Raw genomic sequence first — 19,645 nt, forward strand, 5'->3', positions numbered from 1 at the left:
CGGAAAACTCCAGCCTCCGCTGGCCCAATGTCTGGGAGCAGTTCAAAACCGCCGAGGCTCTAATCGCTGCTGGATGAAAGTTCAGCGGCAGGTCACAGGCTTCATAGAATTTAGTCGAATCGTATGCCGCGTCCAGACTGGTCGTCTTCACGGTCTTGACGAACAGAGTGCCGCGATCTTTTGCTGGACCGAGCAGCACCCCACGATGGCGATCGATATAAGCTTCGAGGTATTTGTAGAGGTCGAGCAAATCCGGCAGGATCAGGCGAAACGGCTTTTGTCCGAAGAATGATGAGCCCGAGTTCTTGAAGGCGATTGAGGGGATGAGGACCTCCCATCCGTTTTCCCGATCGTTCCAGCGCAATTCACCGCATTTCATGTCCTCCAGCCGCCGCTCAGATGTCGGAAAATGCCCCCGCGGGCACATGCGAAGCTGTCGAAGGTTCTTTTGTCGAAGCCCAAGATACAGGCCGAGGCGCAGCAAAAGGAAAGAGCGGACCGCTTCGGCTGCTGCCCGAGGATAACGATCTTCATCAGGCATGCGCTTCAGGATCTCATCCATGATCTTGCGGTATTCCGACATTGGGCTGTCTGCTTCGAGGACTACCATGATCGGCTCGAACGGATCGCGATGGACACGCATGACACGCTGGATTTCCTTCGAGCGATTGGCAGCATGCCGGTGGAATGCGTCGCAGGTGCCGTGCCAGTCACGCGCCGCAAAGTCTATCTCCTCCGGCGCGATCAGCCCTTCGATTGGCTGAACCTTCTTCAGGAGCTCCGGATGCTGGCGGATCCAGCCCACCTCTGCCCGCGTGAGAGCTTGCGCCACCATCAGCATGTCTTCTTCCCATTTGGTGTAGAAGCCGCGGCGCTGCTCCCGCCATTGGAGGTACCAGTCCCAGACGCCCGGGAAGATCAACAGGCCAAAGGTCAGTTGGCTGAGCGGCACACCGCGTCCTTTGACGACGCTGGCGGGTGAGGCAGCGAGTGCACCGAACATGAGCCCGAGATGCTCGACCTTCTGGGATGCGGTTTCCTCTCCCCAAACTCCATTTCGTTGGAAGCCGATTGCGGTCAGCGTCGATGTCTTGAAGCGGATCAGATCGGCCATCTCCATAGCCAACCGCGGCGGCGCGTCGACGACGCCGGACAGGAGATCAGGATCTTCAAAGGCCTCGGGATTGTGGCTCGTTCTTTCCGGTTTCATTTGTGGTCGTGGAGACAGGGTGCCTCCGCCATAGGTGACCCCCGGAAATCGTATCGCATAACGTTGCTTGGTGGCCGCCGCCTGGTAGCGGCGATAATCAGTCGAGCCCGAGATAATAACCCGGCGCACCCACTCGATGATTTCCTCCCGCTTGAAGAACGGCAAGCTGCTGAAATCGTCCGGAAGATGCCATGCAAGCCGTCGCCGCTCCGCAGCGCTGATGTCACCCATATCATGGCCGTATAGGGAGCGGGATTGGTGCCGCAGCTTTGCTTTGAAATAGCCCTGTCCCAGTCGGTAGCGCCGCTCGATACGGAAGAGGATCTCGAAGCTCGTCAGAGATCGCGGCACGCGCTCGCCCTGAACCCATGATAGCAGGGTCTTGTCGTCGAATGTCTCGCCCAGGCGAACGACGGCGCGGTAGAGTTGCCAGTAGCTCTCGCCGAACCGGCGCATGTGATAAACGAGCGCATCGCTAAAGCTCGCCGGATCATCGGTCGCCTCAAACAATGGCTCAGGGAATGGGCTGATTGGTTTCGGTTGTGGTCTCCTCGGTACTGATGAGGAGGTAGCCGGGGTCTTGTCGGAGAGGATATGTCGAGGTCTGGAACGCGTCGCAGTTTCCACCTTGCGCCGAACAGTATGCCGCGATTTCGTGCGTGTTTTCCTCGACTGTATGTCGTCGGCGGCAGGTGGTTCGCCGAGCCAGCGGATAATCGCGTCCAGTCCCGGACGGAGCGCCTTCTTTAATTCGGCCGTCAATTGGTTTTCGATCCCGCATGCCTCGCCGATGGCCGTCCAATCCATACGCCCACTAACGATCGGTGGTGGCCGGCGGTGGATGACAAGACCAACGAGATAGGGCCGAATGCTTTCCAGAACTCGCTGTGAGGCGATTGGCGCGATGCGCACCTCGCAGAAATCCGAGATTTTTTGTTGAAAGTGATGAGTTGAAAGATCGTGTTTTGACATTCTCTTATTCCGTTCTCTCGGCGCCGGTGCCGAGCGCGGGCGGGTAGGAGCGGACATTTAAAAAAAGGGTGTATTGCGGGTGTGCTTCCAGTTTCGGTGCCCAGATTGTCTGGCGTCCTATCAGCAGAGAAAGCAAAATTGATCGGTAAAAGGATCTCTTATTCTCATATGATCCCTATTGGCGGTATTTAGTTTGACATGAGCGTTGCAGTGAGATACGTGAACATATCATAATGGGAAAAATGAAGCGTTAAGGTATCGTATGAAGTCGGATTCTGAGGCCCTTCAGGAGATAGGGCGGTTGCTCAAGACGTCGCGCAAGACTTTGGGCCTCACCCAGGAGCGGGTTGCGGATATGGCGGGTATATCGCGACCGCGCTACCGCGAGATTGAGGCTGGAGTCAGCGCTGCCCGTACGACCACTCTGATCAACATTGGTCGTGCGCTTGGTCTGGAACTGATGCTCATCCCGCAGGCTATGGTCCCGGCGGTTGAAGCTTTACTGCAGCCAGGTGGCGCCGAAGATGACCTTCCTGCTTTCGTCGCCAGTCCTGATGGTGATGGCAATGTCTGATGCGCCTCTTGATCCAAGATCTATAACCTCACTGGACGTGCTGCTGAATGACCTGAAGGTCGGCATGATCGTGAGGACGCCGGGAGACTTCAACGCGTTCAGCTTTGAGGAGAGCTATCGACAGACGGGTGGTTTTCCAGTGCTCAGTTTGTCATTTCGCGCGGCACATGGGGGTTTGCGGAAGGACCCGAAGCCTGTCGCAAGGGCTTTGCCATCGTTCTTTGCGAACCTTCTTCCAGAGGATAAACTGCGCGAGGCGATGGAGAAGCACCATTCAGGTAGCGTGCGAGCAGGAAATGATTTTGATTTGCTCGCAGCACTCGGATCGGATCTGCCGGGGGCTGTCCGAATTGTGCCGAGCGAAGGCACCGTTGTTCGTAATGAGCGTTTGATACCCCCCAGACCGAAGGCCCGGTTTTCGCTCGCCGGCGTGCAGATGAAACTCTCCGTCATCAAAAACACAGGCAAGGGCGGCGGTCTGACGATCCCCTTAGGCGACGAGCAGGGTTCATATATCGCCAAGTTTCCATCGACATCATTTCCCGGTGTCTCGGAAAACGAATTTGCAAATCTCGCATTGGCCGAAGCGATTGGTATGGACGTGCCGGAACGCGAGCTCGTGGAACAATCGCAGTTCGAGGGTATGCCGGAGGAGTTTAAGACATTGTCCGACGGCAAAGTCCTCCTCGTCAAACGTTTCGATCGCATTGCCGGTGGTGAGCGCGTCCATATCGAAGATTTCGCTCAGGTATTCGGCGTCTATCCGTCTCAAAAATATGACGGGGCGGCCTACCACGATATCGCTGCGGCTCTTGGGGTCGCCGTTTCTTCAGCGGCAGCCCTCGAGTTCGTCCGACGACTTGCTTTGGCTACCCTGACAGGCAATGGCGACATGCACCTCAAGAATTGGTCGCTGATTTATCATGGGAAGGGCGACAAGCCGGCACTCGCTCCAGTCTATGATGTGCTCTCGACTGTCCCTTACATTCCGTCGGACGCCATGGCACTGTCGCTGGCCGGGGAAAGGTCGTTCAAGGCAATGAACGCCCAGCGATGGAAAGTCTTCGCCCATCGTGCGCGACTGCCTGAAGCTGCTGTGCTGAAGGCTGTTACGGAGACAGTCGAGCGCGTCAACCAGTCTTGGTGGTCTCTGCCTGAACGAGCTGTTCTCCCCGATAGAGTGCTGGAACGGATTGACGCCCACATCAAGCTGATGTCGACGATCCTCGGCACGTGCGCTGATTAGCAATGGGTGTTTTTGCGTAACCCGGAGCAGTTTCATAGCCCACCAATGCCGATAGGGTTACCGGTTCGTATCCCTTCAAGAGCTTGAAAGACATTCAAATCTCCGATTATTCGCTGATGCGTTCAGATATCTCTTTACGTGAGCAGTCTCGCCATCCGCCCTCTGATTTTGTCGTGAGCGGGGGTGAAGTCATGGCGACACTCGTCCATACAAACTTCGTCTGACCCCATCGTCGAATGGCTCATGGTACGGAATGAACTGAATTAGCCCCACTGCGACCGCTAGAGGGGCTGTCTTCATTGCAAAATACCAGGCGCGTCATGGATCTGTCGAAAATCAAAGCACTCATCGATTTTGTCGGTCAATCGAACGTGTCCGAACTTGCGGTCACCGAAAAGGACGTTACGGTCCGCATTTTTCGCAACCACCCGTCCGGCCATGCTTCCTCGACCCCAACGAACGCTGCGGCAGTTGCCACCACGTCTGAGAGTGCCATCGCTCAAACCCCGGCTGCTGCCGTGCCCGTCAAGGCCCCTGTCTTTGGCGTGCTGCACCGAGCGCCGGCCCCGGGCGAGCCACCCTTCGTGAAGCTCGGCGATGCAGTCGAGGCGGGGCAGACGCTCTTCGTCATCGAGGCGATGAAGGTCTTCAACACGATTTCAGCCCCGCGCTCGGGGCGCATTGTCCACCTCACAGACATTGATGGCGGTGAGGTGGAGACGGGCAACCTGCTGGCGGAGATCGCTTGATGTCGCCCTTTCCCGACCATAAGCCGCTTTTTGACACAGTCCTCATCGCAAACCGCGGCGAGATCGCAACGCGCGTTCAGCGCGCCTGCCGCGATCTCGGGCTTAAAACCGTGGCAGTCTGTTCCGAACCGGATCGCGACGCGTCCTACGGCAAATCTGCGGACGTGTTTCTCTGCATCGGCCCGTCCAGCGCGTCCAAAAGCTATCTGAACAAGGACGCCATTCTTCTCGCAGCCCGTTTGACCGGGGCAGGGGCCATTCATCCCGGCTACGGCTTTCTTTCGGAAAATGCAGCCTTTGCCGAGGCTATCGAGACTGCGGGACTGGTTTTTATCGGGCCGACTGCCGCCTCGATTGCCACAATGGGGGACAAGATCGCGGCGAAGCGCGCAATGATCGCGGCTGGCGTGCCCTGCGTTCCCGGTCCGGACACGGCGTTGCCGGACGACCAGAGCCTCGTCGAACAGATCGCGCTCGACATCGGTTACCCTGTGATCATCAAGGCGACAGGTGGCGGCGGTGGTCGCGGCATGCGGGTGGTGACGGAGCCGGCCCGGTTGCAGGACGCGCTTGCGCTGACGCGGGAGGAGGCGCGCCAGGCCTTTGGTTCGCCGGCGCTCTACATGGAGAAGTTTCTCCAGCATCCGCGTCATATCGAAATTCAGGTCCTCTGCGACGCCCATGGTAACGCCGTGTGGCTTGGGCATCGCGATTGCTCCATGCAGCGGCGTCACCAGAAGGTTGTCGAGGAAGCCCCGGCCCCCGGGATTGCTCCCGAGATCATCGGGCCGGTCGGTGAAGCCTGTGTCGAGGCCTGCCGGCAGATCGGATATCGCGGGGTCGGAACCTTCGAGTTTCTTTATGAGAACGGAGCGTTTTACTTCATCGAGATGAACACGCGGCTGCAGGTCGAGCATCCGGTCACCGAGCTGACGGCCGGGATCGATATCGTCCAGCAGCAGATCAAGGCGGCGCAGGGCATTCCGTTGGAACTGACCCAACAGCAGGTGACGTGCAAAGGCCATTCCTTCGAGTGCCGCATCAATGCCGAGGACCCCGAAACATTCATGTCATCTGCGGGCGTGATCACCGGGCTCGAGCTGCCTGAAGGAGAGGGCATCCGCGTCGATACCCACATCCATGCTGGCTACAAGGTCTCCCCCTATTACGACTCGCTGATTGCCAAGGTGATCGTCCATGCGCCGACGCGTACCGAAGCATTGGCCAGGATGCGCCAGGCGCTTGCCGACACGCGCGTGGATGGCATCTCCACCAACATTTCGTTCCTGCGCGCACTGTTCGATGATGCGGCTTTTGCGAAAGGCGAGACCGACATCCACTATCTGGAGCAATGGCTGAAACAGAGGGCCACGCCATGAGCGAGATCGACTTCAGCGATCCGAAAACGATTGCCTTTCTGACCGAAGTGCTCACGGCAGCCGGTGTGGACGGATTGGAAATCTCAAGCGCCTCCGGGAAACTGCGCATTGTCGTCTCCGGTGGTGAAAACCACGTTTCGCAAGCGGCCAGAGCTTCATCCAAACCCGCTGTGATCAATGCACCGATGGCCGGGATTTTTCAGCTCCGGGATTCCGCGTCAGCAGACCTTCCACATTCCGTCGCTGCCGCCGATGTTCTGGGCTTTTTGCGGGTCGGTCATGTTCTGGTTCCCCTGAAAGCGGGACATTCCGGTGTCTTGAGCAGGCGGTTGATAGAACCTGGCACGCTGGTCGGGTTCGGTGATGCCCTGTTCGAGATCGAGGCCCAGTCATGATAGCGACAGTGCACACACACATGCAGCCATTGACCATCATTCCCGTCGTCAAGGACCATGCTCGCATCTCCGCGATCGGCAGCCGATCCTTTCTGCTGGAGGCGCCCGGTGAGTTCGACCTGCCTGCCCAGCGTCGCATCTGGGCCCTGTCCCAGACGCTGAAGGGCTGGACCGATCTGGTGGAAATCATTCCCGGCATGACCAACCTTCTCGCCATTTTCAAGCAGACGCCCGAGGATCCGGCTGAGGTCATCGATCGGCTGTCAGAGGCCTGGGACGCTGCTCGCAGCATCGATCTTGCCGGGAAAACCATCGAGATCCCCGTTCATTACGGTGGACAATATGCGACCGATCTGCCGGCATTGTGTGACCTGTCGGGGCTTGCCGATCGCGAGGTGGTCCGCATCCATCACGAGGCGATCTACCGGGTGTTCGCGCTCGGCAGCGCGCCGGGCTTTGGCTATCTCCACGGTCTCGATCCCCGCATCTACATGCCCCGCAAGACCGTGCCGTCGCTGAAGATGGAGAAGGGCTGTGTGACAATTGGCGGGATGCAGACGGGGGTTGCCATGCTCACCGGACCCAATGGCTGGAACTCCATCGGCTTTGCCGATCTGCAGATGTTTGACCCGCAGTCTCTGACGCCGGCCATGATGGCGCCGGGCGACATTGTCCGGTTCTTGCCCGCGAGGATCGAGCTATGATTGAAATCCTCGAAACCGGCCCCTTCAACACCGTACAGGACCTTGGACGTCCGGGTTATCGCGATATCGGTGTTTCGGCCAGCGGCGCCATGGACTCGCTCGCGGTGAGGATCGGTAACAGTCTTGTCGGCAATGACGAGGGCGCAGCCGCGCTGGAGATCCAGACATTTCCGTTCCGCCTGCGATTCACCGAGCGGACCGGCTTTGCCATCGCCGGAACGGATGGCAACCCGGTCCTAGACGGTATCGAACTGCCTGCATGGTGCGCCTTTACTGCCGAGGCGGGCCAGATTCTTGAGTTGAGGCAGCCACCAAAGCTCGCGCGTGCTTACGTCTGCGTGGCCGGAGGCGTGGACGTGCCGTCGGTCATGGGCTCGCGCAGCACCTCTTTGCGCGGCGGCTTTGGCGGATATGCAGGCCGGCCTCTGGTGAAGGGCGACCAGATAATCGCGGGGGCGGCCTCGACCAACATTCCGCTGCCCGCCTCGGGTCTGGCGGTGGTGGAGCCGTCGATAGTCCTGCAGGATGTCTTCCCTTCATCCCCTGATGGAACTTTGCTGATCCGTGCCCTGCCGGCCGGCGAACATGGCCTCTTTGCGGATGATGGCAAGGCGTTCTGGGATCAGACCTGGCGCATTTCCTCGCGCAGCGACCGCACGGGCTACCGCCTTTCCGGCGACGCCATCGTGCCGACGGAAACCGTCGAGATGCGATCGCATGGCGTGGTGCCGGGCGTGATCCAGGTTCCGCCCGGTGGCGAACCCATCGTGCAGATGAGCGACGCAAATACGGCCGGTGGTTATCCCAAGATTGCCGGTGTCATCGAATGCGATCTGTGGCGGCTCGGCCAGGCCCGGATCGGCAGCCGCGTGCAGTTCGTCCGTTCGAGCCACGCGGAAGCACGGGCAGTGGAAAAAGCCGTCGAACGCTACATCGCAGATTTGAGGCAGACCATACCGATGGTCAAGCGCGCTCTGAAGGCAATGGCTTGAGCATGTTGGCTATCGGTATCGAGAGGAGCGCAGGATGAAGATCGATCTGAATTCCGACATGGGTGAAGGATTTGGTCCGTACCGGCTATGCGACGACGAGGCGATGATGCAGATCGTTTCCTCCGCCAACATCGCCTGCGGTTTTCATGGCGGCGACCCCGATACGATGGCGCGGACGGTGCGGCTCGCGAAGGTGAACGGCGTCGGTATCGGTGCGCATCCGGGTTTACCGGATCGTATCGGTTTCGGGCGTCGCGAAATGCCGTTTCAGCCGGATGAACTGCGCCAGCAGATGCTCTACCAGCTCGGTGCCCTGATCGCGATCGCCAGAGCCGAGGGTATGAAGGTGGGCCATTTCAGCTTCCACGCGGCCATGGGAACCATGGTCGAGCGTGATCCGGCCGTTGCAGACCTGATGATGCAGGCGATTGTCGCGGTGGACCCGGGTCTGGCTGTTTTCGTCACCGCAGGCAGTGAAATTGAAAAGGCTGCAAAGCGGGCTGGCTTGAAGACGCTGGCCTTGTTCCTCGCTGACCGCGCCTATGACGCGCGCGGCAAACTGGTTGCGCGTGGTCTGCCCGGCGCGCTGGTGAAGGACGAGGTATCGGTACGCGCCCGCGTGCGTCGCTTCCTCGTGGATGGAACCGTCGAGGCGATCGATGGAACGGTCATTCCGATGCAGGCGCGTTCCATTCTCATCCATAGTGACACGCCCGGTTCACTGGAGCTTGCCCGCATCGTCCGCAGCGAAATCGAGGCGGCCGGCGCCACTCTTGCTCCCGCGGCGAAACTCGCCAGCTGACATGCCTGATCGCCCGGTGGGCGTTCCTCCAATTTCAATCCACCATCGAAAGACCAGACTGATGTCCGTCACAGCCGACCGCCTGAAGAATGTCTCCATCTCCGCCTCCGCAGCCATGACCCAGCGCGCCCGAGAGCTGGCAGCCAAGGGTATCAAGGTCGTCAGCCTCTCCTCCGGCGAGCCAGATTTTCCGACGCCGGCCCACGCGATCGAGGCCGCCAATTCCGCTGCTCTGAACGGTGACACCAAATATCCGCCCATGGACGGCACGGCAGCGCTCAAGGCCGCCATTGGCAGGAAGTTCAAGCGCGATAACAACCTCGAATACGATGCAAGCCAGATTATCGTCTCGGCCGGCGGCAAGCAGGTGATCTTCAATGCGATGCTGGCAACCTGCAATCCCGGCGATGAAGTCGTGATCCCCACACCCTCCTGGGTCAGCTATGCCGATATCGTCAAGTTCGCCGGCGGCGTCCCGGTCGCTGTCCCCTGCTTTGAGCAGGCCGGCTTCAAGCTGCGCGCGGAAGACCTGGAAGCCGCCATCACGCCGCGCACCAAATGGCTGTTTCTGAACTTCCCGAACAATCCAACCGGCGCCGCCTGCTCGCGGGCCGAGATGGCGGCGATCGCTGACGTGATGCTGCGCCATCCTGACGTGTTGATCCTGACCGATGATATCTACGAGCATCTGGTCTACGACGATTTCGATTTCTGCACGATCGCCGAGGTCGAACCCCGCCTCCATGATCGCGTGCTGACGATGAATGGTGTCTCGAAGGCCTATGCGATGACCGGCTGGCGGCTGGGCTTCTGTGCCAGCGGTTCGAAGGAACTGATGGCCGCGATCAGCAATGTCAACGGCCAGAACAGCGGTGGAATATCGACCCTGACCCAGGCGGCAGCGATTGCAGCACTCGACGGTCCCCAGGACCTGCTGAAAGAACGTGCGGCGATCTACAAAGCGCGCCGCGATTTTGTGATCGACAAGCTGTCCCAGGTGGAAGGACTTCGTTGCCACAAGCCCGATGGTGCCTTCTACGTCTATCCGAACATGTCGGGCCTGATTGGAAAGACCAGCAAGGGCGGCCGCAAGATCGCGACGGACGTCGATTTCGTCATGGCGCTGGTCGATGAACACCACGTCGCCACCGTACAGGGCAGTGCCTACGGCATGAGCCCGTTCTTCCGCATTTCCTACGCAACCAGCATGGAGATGCTGGAGGAGGGCTGCGCCCGCATTGCCCAGTTCTGTGCGGACATGCGTTAAATCTTCAGCCCTTCGGTCAGCTCGACCAGGATATCCCTGACCGCAAGTGCCGGCTCCGACAGCGGGTTCTGGTCGGAGACACACAAAGACAGCGTCTCCTCGATCCGCGGGGAGACGATCCGGCAGATCAGCGGCTCGCTGGTTTCCGTCATGATACGGTCGGCAATCGCCTTTGGCATGATCGTCGCGCCAAGACCTGCGGCCACCGCGCGCGCCAAGGTGCGCACGATCTCGACTTCCGCCACCACTTTCATGCTGTTGCGGGTGCGGGTAAAGGCAGTGTCCACCGCACGACGGACGAAGTTGTAGGCGGGCGGCAGCAGCAGAGGCATGCTGTCCAGCGCTGCCAGCGGCACCGGCTTGCAGTCATCTTCGAGCCCGAAATCGCGGTGCGCGACCAGATAGAAGTCTTCTCTCAGGATCGGATCGAAGCGTACACCCTTGATCGGCCCCGTGCCGTGGATCAGTGCCATTTCTAATCGGCCGTTCATGATCATCTGGCTATAGGTCTGGCCGACGCTCTCGGTCAGGTGCAGCAGGATTCCGGGGTGACGCCGGCGGGTCTCCGCGAGAAGATCGACCGAAAGGGTGGCCGCGCTGCTGAAAGGCACCAGGCCGACGGACACGCGTCCGGCCAGCGAATTGCCGGCTGCCGATGCATCGGCCTGCGCCTGGTCCATCTGCCGCAGGATGATCTGGGCATGGCGATAAACCGCATGGCCTGCATCCGTCATGCTGACACCCTGCTGGCTGCGTATCAAAAGCTTCTGGCCAAAATGGTCTTCCAGAGCGGACAACTGCTGGCTCAGCGCCGGCTGCGCGATGTGCAGCAGATCAGCAGCACGCGTAATGCTCCCGCTGTCGACAATCACGATGAAGGATTTGAGGCGCCTGATGTCCATTTGATCGGGATGCTTTTGTTCTCTCTCGGCGCATGTTTACAGAGGCGAGTTCCGTTTGCAAACGCCGGGCTTCCGATCATTGGCGCAGAAGCGGGGCTCCATACAACTTGCTTATTGCTCCAGAGATAATCGGTCTTAGGCAAGCAATTAAAGCGTCGCTAATGTCTGCGGCAACAAAAAAGGGGACTTCAATGCCATTCTGCGATTACAAGACAGCCTTGGTGACGGGAGCATCCTCCGGCATCGGCGCTGCCATCGTCGAGCGCTTCCGTCGCGAGAATATCGAAGTGCACGCCATTGCCCGTAGCGGCGATGCGCTCAAGGCTCTTGCCGAACGGACCGGTTGCATCGCGCACGTCATCGATGTGACGGATCGCGCCGCGATCGCCGACCTCGCATCCCAGGTTCCTTTCGACATCCTCGTGAACAATGCCGGGGTCGACCGACCCAAGAAGTTCCTGGACGCCGATGAAGGTGACATCGATCTGCTTGTCGACGTGAACCTGCGCGCGGTTCTGCACATCTGCCGGCTGATCGTTCCGGGAATGGTTGCCCGCGACCGCGGTCACGTCATCAACATCTCTTCGATTGCCGGCAACTACAATTTCGGCGGCAACTCCACCTATCATGCCGTCAAGGCTGGTGTGGCAATGCTGTCGAACCAGCTGCGGCTGGATGCCTTCGGCAAGCGCGTCCGCGTCACGGAAGTCTGCCCGGGTCGCGTGGCGACGGATATCTTCAACCACGTGCATGGCAATGATCCGAGCATTCGCGAACGCTTCATAGACGGCTTCGAGCTTCCTCAGGCCGCCGACATTGCGGACGCTATCGCCTTTGCAATTGCTGCGCCGGTCGCTGTCAATATCGGTCACATGGAGATCACGCCGACGCTCCAGGTGATGGGTGGGCTTCAGACGGCACGGCCGCAGGCGGCCAAGACAGACGGGATCGGGGAGCCGACCCGGTGAGCGGATTCGACCTCTCGGCCATTCTCAAGGATCCGGCCTCTGTCGCCATGCTGCTGCATGGCATTGAGATGACCTTCGTGATCTTCGCCGGTTCCTGGCTGCTGGCGATGACCCTTGCGATCACGCTTCTCTCCATCCGGTTTTCGCAGTTTCGCCTGGGTGAATACTCCGTCGCGGCCTACGTGTCCTATCACCGCAATGTGCCGACGCTGGTTCAGCTGATGCTTTGGTATTTCGGCATTTTCACTTTGATGCCGAACGGATTGACTTCCTGGCTTTCCGCCCACAATGCCGAAACTATCTTCGCCATCATCGGTCTCGGGCTTTGCCAGGCCGCCTATTTCAGCGAAGATCTGCGCTCCGGGCTGCGCTCTGTTAGTCCCGGGCAGATGGAAGCGGCCAAAGCACTCGGTCACGGTTATCTGTCGGCGATGCGCTTCGTCATCTTGCCTCAGGGTGTTCGAAATGCGCTGCCGCCGCTCATCAATCACAGTGTATCGCTCTTCAAGAACAGCAGCCTGGCCATCATCATCGGTGCACCGGAACTGACCCACGCCGTCAAGGAAATTGAAAACCTCAGCTTCCGGACCTTCGAGATCTATCTGATCGGCACGGTGCTCTATCTGTTCTTTTCTCTGCTTATCATGGGTGCCGGTGCCTATCTGTCATTGCGTGCAGACCCGGTTCGGAGGGCGCGCGCATGATCACGGACATCATCACCATCATCAAGGATTACTGGCTGCTGCTGTTGATAGGCCAATATCCGAACGGTCCACTGGGCGGCCTGGCCAATACGCTGATCCTCTCGGCGCTCAGTATCGCACTTGCCTTTCCAATCAGCATCCTCTTTGCCCTGGCGCGCCTGTCGAAATGGCGTGCGTTGCGGTGGCCCGTCACGGCGCTCGTCTACATCACGCGCGGCGTGCCGCTGCTGATGCTGGTTCTGTGGAGCTATTTCCTGGTTCCGCTTTTGACCGGGGCGGATGTTCCAAGCTTTGTCACCATGCTGACGACGCTGGTCATCTACCAGGGGGCATTTCTCAGCGAGGTCGTTCGCGGCGGCATTGTCGCCCTCGGTCATGGGCAGATGGAAGCAGCCAAGGCGCTGGGACACAGCTATCTGGGCGCGATGCGGTTCATCATCCTGCCGCAGGCGCTTTACAATATGATCCCGAGCATCATCTCGACCTTCGTGTCCACGATCAAGGATACGACGATCGGCTATGTCATCAACGTGCCGGATCTCACCTTCGCGGCAAGCCAGGTCAACAACCAGCTTCTGACACAGCCCTTCCAGGTCTTTCTGATCCTAGCGATCGTCTATTACGCCATCTGCTGGAGCCTGACCCAGGTCGCCGACGTCATCGAGCGACGGATTACCCGCCGGCGCGCCGGACCATCCCGCGCGGCAGTTGCAACTCTGGCGCCGCCCAAAATCCTATCGGAGCAGCCATGAACATGTCCGCACCCACTCCGCAACAGGCCCCGGCGATCCGCCTGTCCAACGTCTACAAGAGCTATGGCGATCATCCGGTTCTGAAAAACATCGATGCCTCTGTCGCGCGCGGCGAGGTGGTGGTGATCTGCGGCCCGTCCGGTTCGGGCAAGTCGACATTGATCCGCACCATCAACCGTCTGGAGGAGATCAACAGTGGTTCGATCGTCTTCGACGGTCAGGATATTCACGCGACGATGCCGGCGAAGAAACTCAATCTTTTGCGCAGCAGCATCGGCTTCGTTTTCCAGAACTTCAACCTCTTCCCGCATCTGTCGGTGGTCGAGAACGTGTCGATGTCGCCGGTGCGCGTGAAGGGCGTTGCACCGGACGTGGCCTATGACAAGGCGCTGAAACTGCTTGATCGCGTGGGTCTGGCGGAAAAGGCAAACGCCTATCCCGGACAGCTCTCCGGCGGACAGCAGCAGCGTGTGGCCATCGCCCGCGCGCTCGCCATGGAGCCGCCGGTCATGCTGTTCGATGAGCCGACCAGCGCGCTGGATCCCGAAATGGTCGGGGAAGTCCTCTCGGTGATGAAAAGCCTTGCGGGCGAAGGCATGACCATGTTGTGCGTCACGCATGAAATGGGGTTTGCCCGCGACGTTGCCGACCGCATCTGGTTCATCGATGCGGGCGAAATCCTCGAGACGGCTCCGCCGGAAGAGTTCTTCAAGACCCCCCGCCATCCCCGTGCGCAGCGGTTCCTCGCCGATCTGCGCCACTGATATCCAAAACCAAAAAACAAAGGAGAGCAGCAATGAACTGGAAATGCATCACTCTGGCGGCGGCACTTGCCGGTACCGCAGCCATCTCGCCGGCCAAGGCGGATCAACTCGACACGATCATGTCGTCGAAGACGCTGCGTTGCGCAACGTTTGCTGACGTGCCCCCCTTCGCCTCGCCCGATCCGAAGACTCGTGAAATGGTCGGCTTCGACGTCGATCTGTGCAACGCCATCGGCAAGGCCCTTGGTGTAAAGGTGGAAATCAAGCCTGTGTCCGTCGAGGCCCGCGTACCCGAGGTCAAGCTCGGTCGCGTTGATATCACGGTGGCCAACCTTGCCTATACACTCAGCCGCGCCGAACAGATCCAGTTCAGTGACCCCTATTATCTCGCCAAGGAAATGCTGATTGTTCCGGCAGACGATCCGGGCAAAAGCAAGACTGATTTCGAGGGCCAGCGCCTGGCATCGACCAAGGGCTCGACGTCGGAAATGTCGATCAAACTCAATAAGTCCGATCCCTTGACCTTCCAGGATACGGCCTCTGCCTATCTCGCCGCCCAGCAGGGCAAGGCGCGCGGCATGGTCGCCAACACGATGACGACGACCAAGCTGGTCTTGGAATCGAAGACCAAGGGCAAGGAAATGCGGATGATTCCGGAGCCGATGCTCTACCAGCCGATTGGTATCGGCATGGCCAAGGACAATCCGGCGCTCACCGCCAAGGTCAACGAAGTCCTGCGCAAGCTCGATACATCCGGTGAACTGAACCAGATCTGGGACAAGTGGCTTGGCCCGAACACCGATTACAAGATGACACGCACCGACAAGGTCGTGCCGCTTGCCGAACTGAAATTCGACCCGATCCCATAAGCCGAACGGCCGGGACCCAACTCAAAAAAATGTCAGTGCTCATGGCGGTGGAGATGGTTCTGCTGCCACGGGTACCTGTGCGAGGAAATCCAAGTGATCCACATCAAAGACATCGCAGAACGCCCGTCCAAGGCCGATATCGAGGCGCTTGCAAAGTTCTCTCCGGCAACGATCCATGAAGCTCAGGGCCGCCGCGGCGCATTGTCGTCGCAATTGAAGCCGGTGGATTATCGCATGAAGCTGTGCGGTCCGGCTTTCACGGTCAAATCGTCGCCGCGTGACAACATCATGCTGCAGCTTGCCATCAACTATGCCAAGCGGGGCGATATCATCGTGGTTTCGGCCGGAGAGTATGAAGAGGCCGGGTCTTTCGGGGACGTGCTGGCCAATGCCTGCCTTGCAAAGGGTATCGGTGGTCTTGTGACCGATACCGGCGTGCGCGATACGCTGCAGCTTCGCGAACTGGGCTTGCCGGTCTTCTCGCTCAGCACTTGCATCAAGGGCACCGTCAAGGAGACCCTCGGCACGACCAACGATTCCATTATCGTCGGCGGCGAGATCATCCATCCGGGCGATGTCATCGTTGGCGATGCAGATGGTCTGGTCGTGGTTCGCCGCAACGAAGTGGCGGAAGTGACGAAGCTTTCGCAGGCCCGCGAGGATGCCGAAGCAGGTTATATCGCGGCCTACAAGGCCGGAAAGTCTGTGGTGGAAGTCTCCAACCTGGAAGCCGTGCTGAAGGCAAAAGGCCTGGTCGTCGAAATCTGATCGGCGGCCACACCAGTCGACCCCATGGCATTTTTCATATCGTAAGGAGGTTTGAATGACCTTCCCCCTTTTCAACCTTTCCGGGCAGCATGCCCTTGTGACCGGTTCCTCGCAGGGCATCGGCTTTGCGCTGGCAAAAGGCCTTGCCGAACATGGCGCTTCTATTGTTCTCAACGGCCGTGATGCGGTAAGACTTGAGGCTGCCGCAGAAGAGTTGCGACAGGCTGGTCACCAGGTCGCGGTCAGCAATTTCGACGTGACGGATGGCGAGGCCGTGAAGGCCGGCGTGGAGGCGATCGAGCGCGAACTCGGCCCGATCGACATCCTGATCAACAATGCCGGCATGCAGTTCCGCACGCCGCTCGAGGATTTTCCCGCCGAACGCTGGGAGCAACTGCTGAAGACGAATATTTCAAGCGTGTTTTATGTCGGGCAGGCTGTGGCGCGGCACATGATCAAACGCGGGCGCGGCAAGATCGTCAACATCGCGTCAGTGCAGAGCGAACTCGCCCGTCCCGGCATTGCGCCCTACACGGCAACCAAGGGTGCGGTGAAGAACCTCACACGCGGCATGTCCACGGATTGGGCCAAGCACGGCCTCCAGGTCAATGCGCTGGCGCCGGGTTATTTCAAGACACCGCTCAACCAGGCGCTGGTCGATAGCGCGGAATTCTCGTCATGGCTTGAAAAGCGGACGCCAGCTGCCCGCTGGGGCAATGTCGATGAACTGGTCGGCGCTGCCGTCTTCCTTTCGAGCAAGGCTTCCTCCTTCGTGAGCGGACACACGCTTTATGTCGACGGCGGCATCACCATCAGTCTCTAGTCTTGTCGAGCAGTGTGGTCCGATCGTCGTCATGGGCGTGTCAGGCTGCGGCAAATCCTCGGTGGGGGCACAGCTTGCGGACCAACTTGGCGTGCGGTTCCTCGAAGGAGACCGGCTGCATCCGCCGGAAAATGTCAGCAAGATGCGCAAGGGCATTCCGCTTCAGGATGCAGACCGATGGCCTTGGCTGCAGGCGCTGGGTGAAGAGCTGGCGGCGGATGCAGGCTTGATCGCCTCGTGCTCGGCGCTGAAGCGCAGCTATCGCGATCTCCTGCGCGAGAAGGCCGGTCGGCCGCTGACATTTCTGTTCCTGCAGGGTGATAGACTGATGCTTGCCGCCCGGATGGCTGCGCGCCAACAAGATTACATGCCGCTTTCGTTACTCGACAGCCAGTTGGCAACGCTGGAACTGCCGGATGCCGAACCGGATGTCGTTGCCATCGATATCAATCAACCGCTTCAGGCGATCGGCGATCAGGCGATTACCGCGCTTGCCTCGGGCAAGCCAAAGGCGAGCTAAAAATATGAAGGAGGACACTATGAGCAAGCCCGAACTTCTGCTGATCGGCCCATATCCCGAATGGGACATGGTCGAACTTGAGGCGCAGTTTATCGTGCACAAGCTTTACGAGGCCGCTGACAAGGATGAGTTTGTTCGCCAGCATGCCGACCGTATCCGGGCGATTGCCACGCGCGGTGAACTCGGAGCTTCGGCCGAGCTGATCGGTCAGCTGCCGAAGCTGGAGATCATCTCGATCTACGGCGTCGGTTTCGATGCGGTCAATCTTAATGCGGCCCGGGCTCGAGGCATTCGCGTGACCAACACCCCTGACGTGCTGACAAATGACGCCGCCGACCTCGGCATTGCCATGATGCTGGTTCAGTCGCGCGGTATGATCGGCGCGGAGACCTGGGTGCGCGACGGCAGCTGGGCCTCAAAGGGCCTCTATCCGTTGAAGCGTCGCGTATGGGGCCGGAAGGCCGGCATTCTCGGCCTCGGCCGTATTGGTTACGAGGTGGCCAAGCGCCTCAAGGGTTTTGACATGGACATCGCCTATAGCGATGTTTCGGAGAAACCCTATGCCGAGGCAATGACCTATATTGCCGATCCGGTCGAGCTTGCCCGCCATGCGGATTTCCTCTTCGTAACGCTCGCCGCCTCTGCCGCCACGCGCCACATTGTCGGAAAGGCAGTGATTGATGCACTCGGCCCGGAGGGGATGCTGATCAACATCTCGCGGGCCTCCAACATTGATGAGGAGGCGCTGCTCGGCGCACTTGAAACAGGTTCACTCGGTTCCGCCGCACTTGACGTCTTCGAGGGGGAACCCAGGCTCAACCCGCGTTTCCTTGCGCTCGACAACGTGCTGGTCCAGCCACACCACGCATCCGGCACGATCGAGACGCGCAAGGCGATGGGCAAACTGGTGCGCGACAATCTTTCGGCCCATTTTGCCGGCGCTACCCTGCCGACCCCCGTGCTCTGAGGAAGAAAGTCATGAAAGCCATCGTCATCCATGCCGCGAAGGATCTTCGCATCGAAGAGGGGACTGTCGAGGTGCTCGGGACCGGTCAGGTGGACGTCGCTATCGAGGCTGGTGGTATCTGCGGGTCTGACCTGCACTACTACAATCACGGGGGCTTCGGCACGGTGCGCATCCGCGAGCCGATGATCCTCGGCCATGAGGTCGCCGGCACCGTGAAAGCCATCGGGGCAGGGGTGTCTGGTCTCGCCATCGGAGACCGGGTTGCGGTGTCTCCGAGCAGGCCGTGCAGCACCTGCGAATACTGCCTTCAGGGGCAACAGAACCACTGCCTCGACATGCGGTTCTACGGTTCGGCCATGCCGATGCCGCACGTTCAGGGCGCCTTCCGCCAGCGATTGGTCGCCGAGCAGTGGCAGTGCCACAAAGTGGCGGATGGTATTTCCATACATGAGGCTGCGATGGCCGAGCCCTTTGCCGTGACCTTGCATGCCGTCAACCGTGCAGGCTCGCTCACCGGCAAACGGGTCCTGGTCTCAGGCTGCGGTCCGATCGGCGCATTGGCGATCATTGCCGCGCGCGCTCATGGTGCCCGCGAGATCGTGGCGACCGACGTGATGGATGCTGTGCTGCAGAAGGCTCTGGACGTGGGCGCCGACCGTGCGATCAACGTCGAAACCCACCCGGAACAGCTTAATGCCTATGCGGCAAACAAGGGCTATTTCGATGTGCAGTTTGAAGCATCAGGCAATGAGCGTGCCGTGCGATCCGGCCTGGAGGTCCTTCGTCCGCGGTCGACCCTCGTGCAGCTCGGCCTGGGCGGCGATGTCGCCATTCCGCAGAACATGGTGGTGGCCAAGGAAATCGAGATAAAGGGGACTTTCCGCTTTCACGAGGAATTCGGCCTGGCGGTAGACCTCATCAACAAGCGACGGTTGGATCTTGCACCGCTTCTGACTGGGACCTACCCGATTGAGGATGCCGCCGCAGCCTTCGAAATCGCCGGAGACCGAACACAGTCGATGAAGGTGCAGCTGGTGTTTTGATTCCAACTTTCCTGCCAACCTTCAGCGATTTCAAAGATAGAGACATCGGAGGAAAAGTTTGAAGACGAGCTAATAGGGTTCGGTTCACCTGCATCGGCTGACGAATTTTAGGATCTGAACGCCCTTCATCTTGAGACACTGCAGCTTGAGAGGATTAAATTCTCAATGGTTTCCAGATCCTAAGCCTAAGCTTGCCGGTTAGAACCCCATGAAGAGCAAGATGCTGGCAACACTATTTTGATGAGTAACTCGCGGCCCACACGCAATGACCTCTT

General features: G+C 59.5%; 21 protein-coding genes. 19 read left to right on the forward strand and 2 right to left on the reverse strand.

Going from position 1 to position 19,645, the window contains the following annotated elements; all coding sequences use genetic code 11:
* Nucleotides 1-2,182 (reverse strand): hypothetical protein (locus J2858_RS22775; RefSeq protein WP_245367113.1); only part of this gene is annotated, 2,182 nt, incomplete at its 3' end.
* A 262-nt stretch (nucleotides 2,183-2,444) separates the two neighbouring features.
* On the opposite strand from J2858_RS22775, the gene J2858_RS22780 reads away from it, so the two are divergent.
* The 9 genes from J2858_RS22780 to J2858_RS22820 all read left to right on the forward strand — a co-directional run bounded on the left by J2858_RS22780 (nucleotide 2,445) and on the right by J2858_RS22820 (nucleotide 10,290).
* Entirely contained in the window at nucleotides 2,445-2,756 is a 312-nt protein-coding gene (locus J2858_RS22780; RefSeq protein WP_210107173.1) for a helix-turn-helix domain-containing protein, read from the forward strand.
* Nucleotides 2,749-4,002, forward strand: a complete 1,254-nt coding sequence (locus tag J2858_RS22785; RefSeq protein WP_210107230.1) for a type II toxin-antitoxin system HipA family toxin — start codon at nucleotides 2,749-2,751, stop codon at nucleotides 4,000-4,002. The genes J2858_RS22780 and J2858_RS22785 overlap by 8 nt, the downstream gene beginning before the upstream one ends.
* Before the next feature lie 320 nt (nucleotides 4,003-4,322).
* On the forward strand, nucleotides 4,323-4,751 hold the full coding sequence (locus J2858_RS22790) for an acetyl-CoA carboxylase biotin carboxyl carrier protein (RefSeq protein ID WP_210107174.1): 429 nt from the start codon (nucleotides 4,323-4,325) through the stop codon (nucleotides 4,749-4,751).
* Complete coding sequence (accC, locus tag J2858_RS22795; protein ID WP_210107175.1) at nucleotides 4,751-6,130, forward strand: acetyl-CoA carboxylase biotin carboxylase subunit; 1,380 nt, start codon at nucleotides 4,751-4,753, stop codon at nucleotides 6,128-6,130. The genes J2858_RS22790 and accC overlap by 1 nt, the downstream gene beginning before the upstream one ends.
* Nucleotides 6,127-6,525: an acetyl-CoA carboxylase biotin carboxyl carrier protein gene (locus tag J2858_RS22800; protein WP_210107176.1), complete on the forward strand. Its 399-nt coding sequence runs from the start codon at nucleotides 6,127-6,129 to the stop codon at nucleotides 6,523-6,525. Before accC ends, J2858_RS22800 begins: the two co-directional genes overlap by 4 nt.
* Complete coding sequence (pxpB, locus tag J2858_RS22805) at nucleotides 6,522-7,229, forward strand: 5-oxoprolinase subunit PxpB (protein WP_210107177.1); 708 nt, start codon at nucleotides 6,522-6,524, stop codon at nucleotides 7,227-7,229. Before J2858_RS22800 ends, pxpB begins: the two co-directional genes overlap by 4 nt.
* On the forward strand, nucleotides 7,226-8,221 hold the full coding sequence (locus J2858_RS22810) for a biotin-dependent carboxyltransferase family protein (protein WP_210107178.1): 996 nt from the start codon (nucleotides 7,226-7,228) through the stop codon (nucleotides 8,219-8,221). The genes pxpB and J2858_RS22810 overlap by 4 nt, the downstream gene beginning before the upstream one ends.
* 34 nt (nucleotides 8,222-8,255) lie before the next feature.
* The gene (locus J2858_RS22815; protein WP_210107179.1) at nucleotides 8,256-9,023 is read left to right on the forward strand and encodes a 5-oxoprolinase subunit PxpA; all 768 of its coding nucleotides are present in this window, start codon (nucleotides 8,256-8,258) and stop codon (nucleotides 9,021-9,023) included.
* 61 nt (nucleotides 9,024-9,084) lie between these two features.
* Nucleotides 9,085-10,290: a pyridoxal phosphate-dependent aminotransferase gene (locus J2858_RS22820; RefSeq protein ID WP_210107180.1), complete on the forward strand. Its 1,206-nt coding sequence runs from the start codon at nucleotides 9,085-9,087 to the stop codon at nucleotides 10,288-10,290.
* On the opposite strand, the gene nac is transcribed toward J2858_RS22820, so the two are convergent.
* Nucleotides 10,287-11,192 (reverse strand): nitrogen assimilation transcriptional regulator NAC, encoded by a 906-nt coding sequence (gene nac / locus J2858_RS22825; protein ID WP_210107181.1) that lies wholly within the window; start codon nucleotides 11,190-11,192, stop codon nucleotides 10,287-10,289. The genes J2858_RS22820 and nac overlap by 4 nt on opposite strands.
* 191 nt (nucleotides 11,193-11,383) lie before the next feature.
* On the opposite strand from nac, the gene J2858_RS22830 reads away from it, so the two are divergent.
* The 10 genes from J2858_RS22830 to J2858_RS22875 all read left to right on the forward strand — a co-directional run bounded on the left by J2858_RS22830 (nucleotide 11,384) and on the right by J2858_RS22875 (nucleotide 19,370).
* Nucleotides 11,384-12,160, forward strand: a complete 777-nt coding sequence (locus J2858_RS22830; protein WP_210107182.1) for an SDR family oxidoreductase — start codon at nucleotides 11,384-11,386, stop codon at nucleotides 12,158-12,160.
* A complete protein-coding gene (locus J2858_RS22835) occupies nucleotides 12,157-12,864 on the forward strand; it encodes an amino acid ABC transporter permease (RefSeq protein WP_210107183.1) in 708 nt (235 codons plus the stop codon). Before J2858_RS22830 ends, J2858_RS22835 begins: the two co-directional genes overlap by 4 nt.
* Nucleotides 12,861-13,616 (forward strand): amino acid ABC transporter permease, encoded by a 756-nt coding sequence (locus tag J2858_RS22840; RefSeq protein ID WP_210107184.1) that lies wholly within the window; start codon nucleotides 12,861-12,863, stop codon nucleotides 13,614-13,616. The genes J2858_RS22835 and J2858_RS22840 overlap by 4 nt, the downstream gene beginning before the upstream one ends.
* On the forward strand, nucleotides 13,613-14,380 hold the full coding sequence (locus J2858_RS22845; protein WP_210107185.1) for an amino acid ABC transporter ATP-binding protein: 768 nt from the start codon (nucleotides 13,613-13,615) through the stop codon (nucleotides 14,378-14,380). Before J2858_RS22840 ends, J2858_RS22845 begins: the two co-directional genes overlap by 4 nt.
* A gap of 32 nt (nucleotides 14,381-14,412) precedes the next feature.
* Nucleotides 14,413-15,249 (forward strand): ABC transporter substrate-binding protein, encoded by an 837-nt coding sequence (locus J2858_RS22850; RefSeq protein ID WP_210107186.1) that lies wholly within the window; start codon nucleotides 14,413-14,415, stop codon nucleotides 15,247-15,249.
* A gap of 93 nt (nucleotides 15,250-15,342) precedes the next feature.
* On the forward strand, nucleotides 15,343-16,017 hold the full coding sequence (locus J2858_RS22855) for a 4-carboxy-4-hydroxy-2-oxoadipate aldolase/oxaloacetate decarboxylase (protein ID WP_210107187.1): 675 nt from the start codon (nucleotides 15,343-15,345) through the stop codon (nucleotides 16,015-16,017).
* A gap of 55 nt (nucleotides 16,018-16,072) precedes the next feature.
* A complete protein-coding gene (locus J2858_RS22860; RefSeq protein WP_210107188.1) occupies nucleotides 16,073-16,840 on the forward strand; it encodes an SDR family oxidoreductase in 768 nt (255 codons plus the stop codon).
* Nucleotides 16,809-17,360: a gluconokinase gene (locus tag J2858_RS22865; protein ID WP_210107189.1), complete on the forward strand. Its 552-nt coding sequence runs from the start codon at nucleotides 16,809-16,811 to the stop codon at nucleotides 17,358-17,360. Before J2858_RS22860 ends, J2858_RS22865 begins: the two co-directional genes overlap by 32 nt.
* A gap of 19 nt (nucleotides 17,361-17,379) precedes the next feature.
* A complete protein-coding gene (locus J2858_RS22870) occupies nucleotides 17,380-18,327 on the forward strand; it encodes a 2-hydroxyacid dehydrogenase (RefSeq protein WP_210107190.1) in 948 nt (315 codons plus the stop codon).
* Between the two features lie 11 nt (nucleotides 18,328-18,338).
* Nucleotides 18,339-19,370: an L-idonate 5-dehydrogenase gene (locus tag J2858_RS22875; RefSeq protein ID WP_210107191.1), complete on the forward strand. Its 1,032-nt coding sequence runs from the start codon at nucleotides 18,339-18,341 to the stop codon at nucleotides 19,368-19,370.
* Nucleotides 19,371-19,645 lie beyond the last annotated feature (275 nt).

This window comes from Neorhizobium galegae (assembly GCF_017877135.1).
GTDB classification, from domain to species: Bacteria; Pseudomonadota; Alphaproteobacteria; order Rhizobiales; family Rhizobiaceae; genus Neorhizobium; species Neorhizobium galegae_A.

Excerpts from the sequence above, each read along its gene's own strand:
- J2858_RS22785 (WP_210107230.1), top strand. The coding sequence starts at position 2,749 with ATGTCTGATGCGCCTCTTGATCCAAGATCTATAACCTCACTGGACGTG.
- pxpB (WP_210107177.1), top strand. The coding sequence starts at position 6,522 with ATGATAGCGACAGTGCACACACACATGCAGCCATTGACCATCATTCCC.
- J2858_RS22865 (WP_210107189.1), top strand. The coding sequence starts at position 16,809 with ATGTCGACGGCGGCATCACCATCAGTCTCTAGTCTTGTCGAGCAGTGT.
- J2858_RS22860 (WP_210107188.1), top strand. The coding sequence starts at position 16,073 with ATGACCTTCCCCCTTTTCAACCTTTCCGGGCAGCATGCCCTTGTGACC.
- J2858_RS22815 (WP_210107179.1), top strand. The coding sequence starts at position 8,256 with ATGAAGATCGATCTGAATTCCGACATGGGTGAAGGATTTGGTCCGTAC.
- J2858_RS22830 (WP_210107182.1), top strand. The coding sequence starts at position 11,384 with ATGCCATTCTGCGATTACAAGACAGCCTTGGTGACGGGAGCATCCTCC.
- J2858_RS22850 (WP_210107186.1), top strand. The coding sequence starts at position 14,413 with ATGAACTGGAAATGCATCACTCTGGCGGCGGCACTTGCCGGTACCGCA.
- J2858_RS22845 (WP_210107185.1), top strand. The coding sequence starts at position 13,613 with ATGAACATGTCCGCACCCACTCCGCAACAGGCCCCGGCGATCCGCCTG.
- J2858_RS22875 (WP_210107191.1), top strand. The coding sequence starts at position 18,339 with ATGAAAGCCATCGTCATCCATGCCGCGAAGGATCTTCGCATCGAAGAG.
- J2858_RS22840 (WP_210107184.1), top strand. The coding sequence starts at position 12,861 with ATGATCACGGACATCATCACCATCATCAAGGATTACTGGCTGCTGCTG.
- J2858_RS22780 (WP_210107173.1), top strand. The coding sequence starts at position 2,445 with ATGAAGTCGGATTCTGAGGCCCTTCAGGAGATAGGGCGGTTGCTCAAG.
- J2858_RS22790 (WP_210107174.1), top strand. The coding sequence starts at position 4,323 with ATGGATCTGTCGAAAATCAAAGCACTCATCGATTTTGTCGGTCAATCG.
- J2858_RS22810 (WP_210107178.1), top strand. The coding sequence starts at position 7,226 with ATGATTGAAATCCTCGAAACCGGCCCCTTCAACACCGTACAGGACCTT.
- accC (WP_210107175.1), top strand. The coding sequence starts at position 4,751 with ATGTCGCCCTTTCCCGACCATAAGCCGCTTTTTGACACAGTCCTCATC.
- J2858_RS22870 (WP_210107190.1), top strand. The coding sequence starts at position 17,380 with ATGAGCAAGCCCGAACTTCTGCTGATCGGCCCATATCCCGAATGGGAC.
- nac (WP_210107181.1), bottom strand. The coding sequence starts at position 11,192 with ATGGACATCAGGCGCCTCAAATCCTTCATCGTGATTGTCGACAGCGGG.
- J2858_RS22800 (WP_210107176.1), top strand. The coding sequence starts at position 6,127 with ATGAGCGAGATCGACTTCAGCGATCCGAAAACGATTGCCTTTCTGACC.
- J2858_RS22820 (WP_210107180.1), top strand. The coding sequence starts at position 9,085 with ATGTCCGTCACAGCCGACCGCCTGAAGAATGTCTCCATCTCCGCCTCC.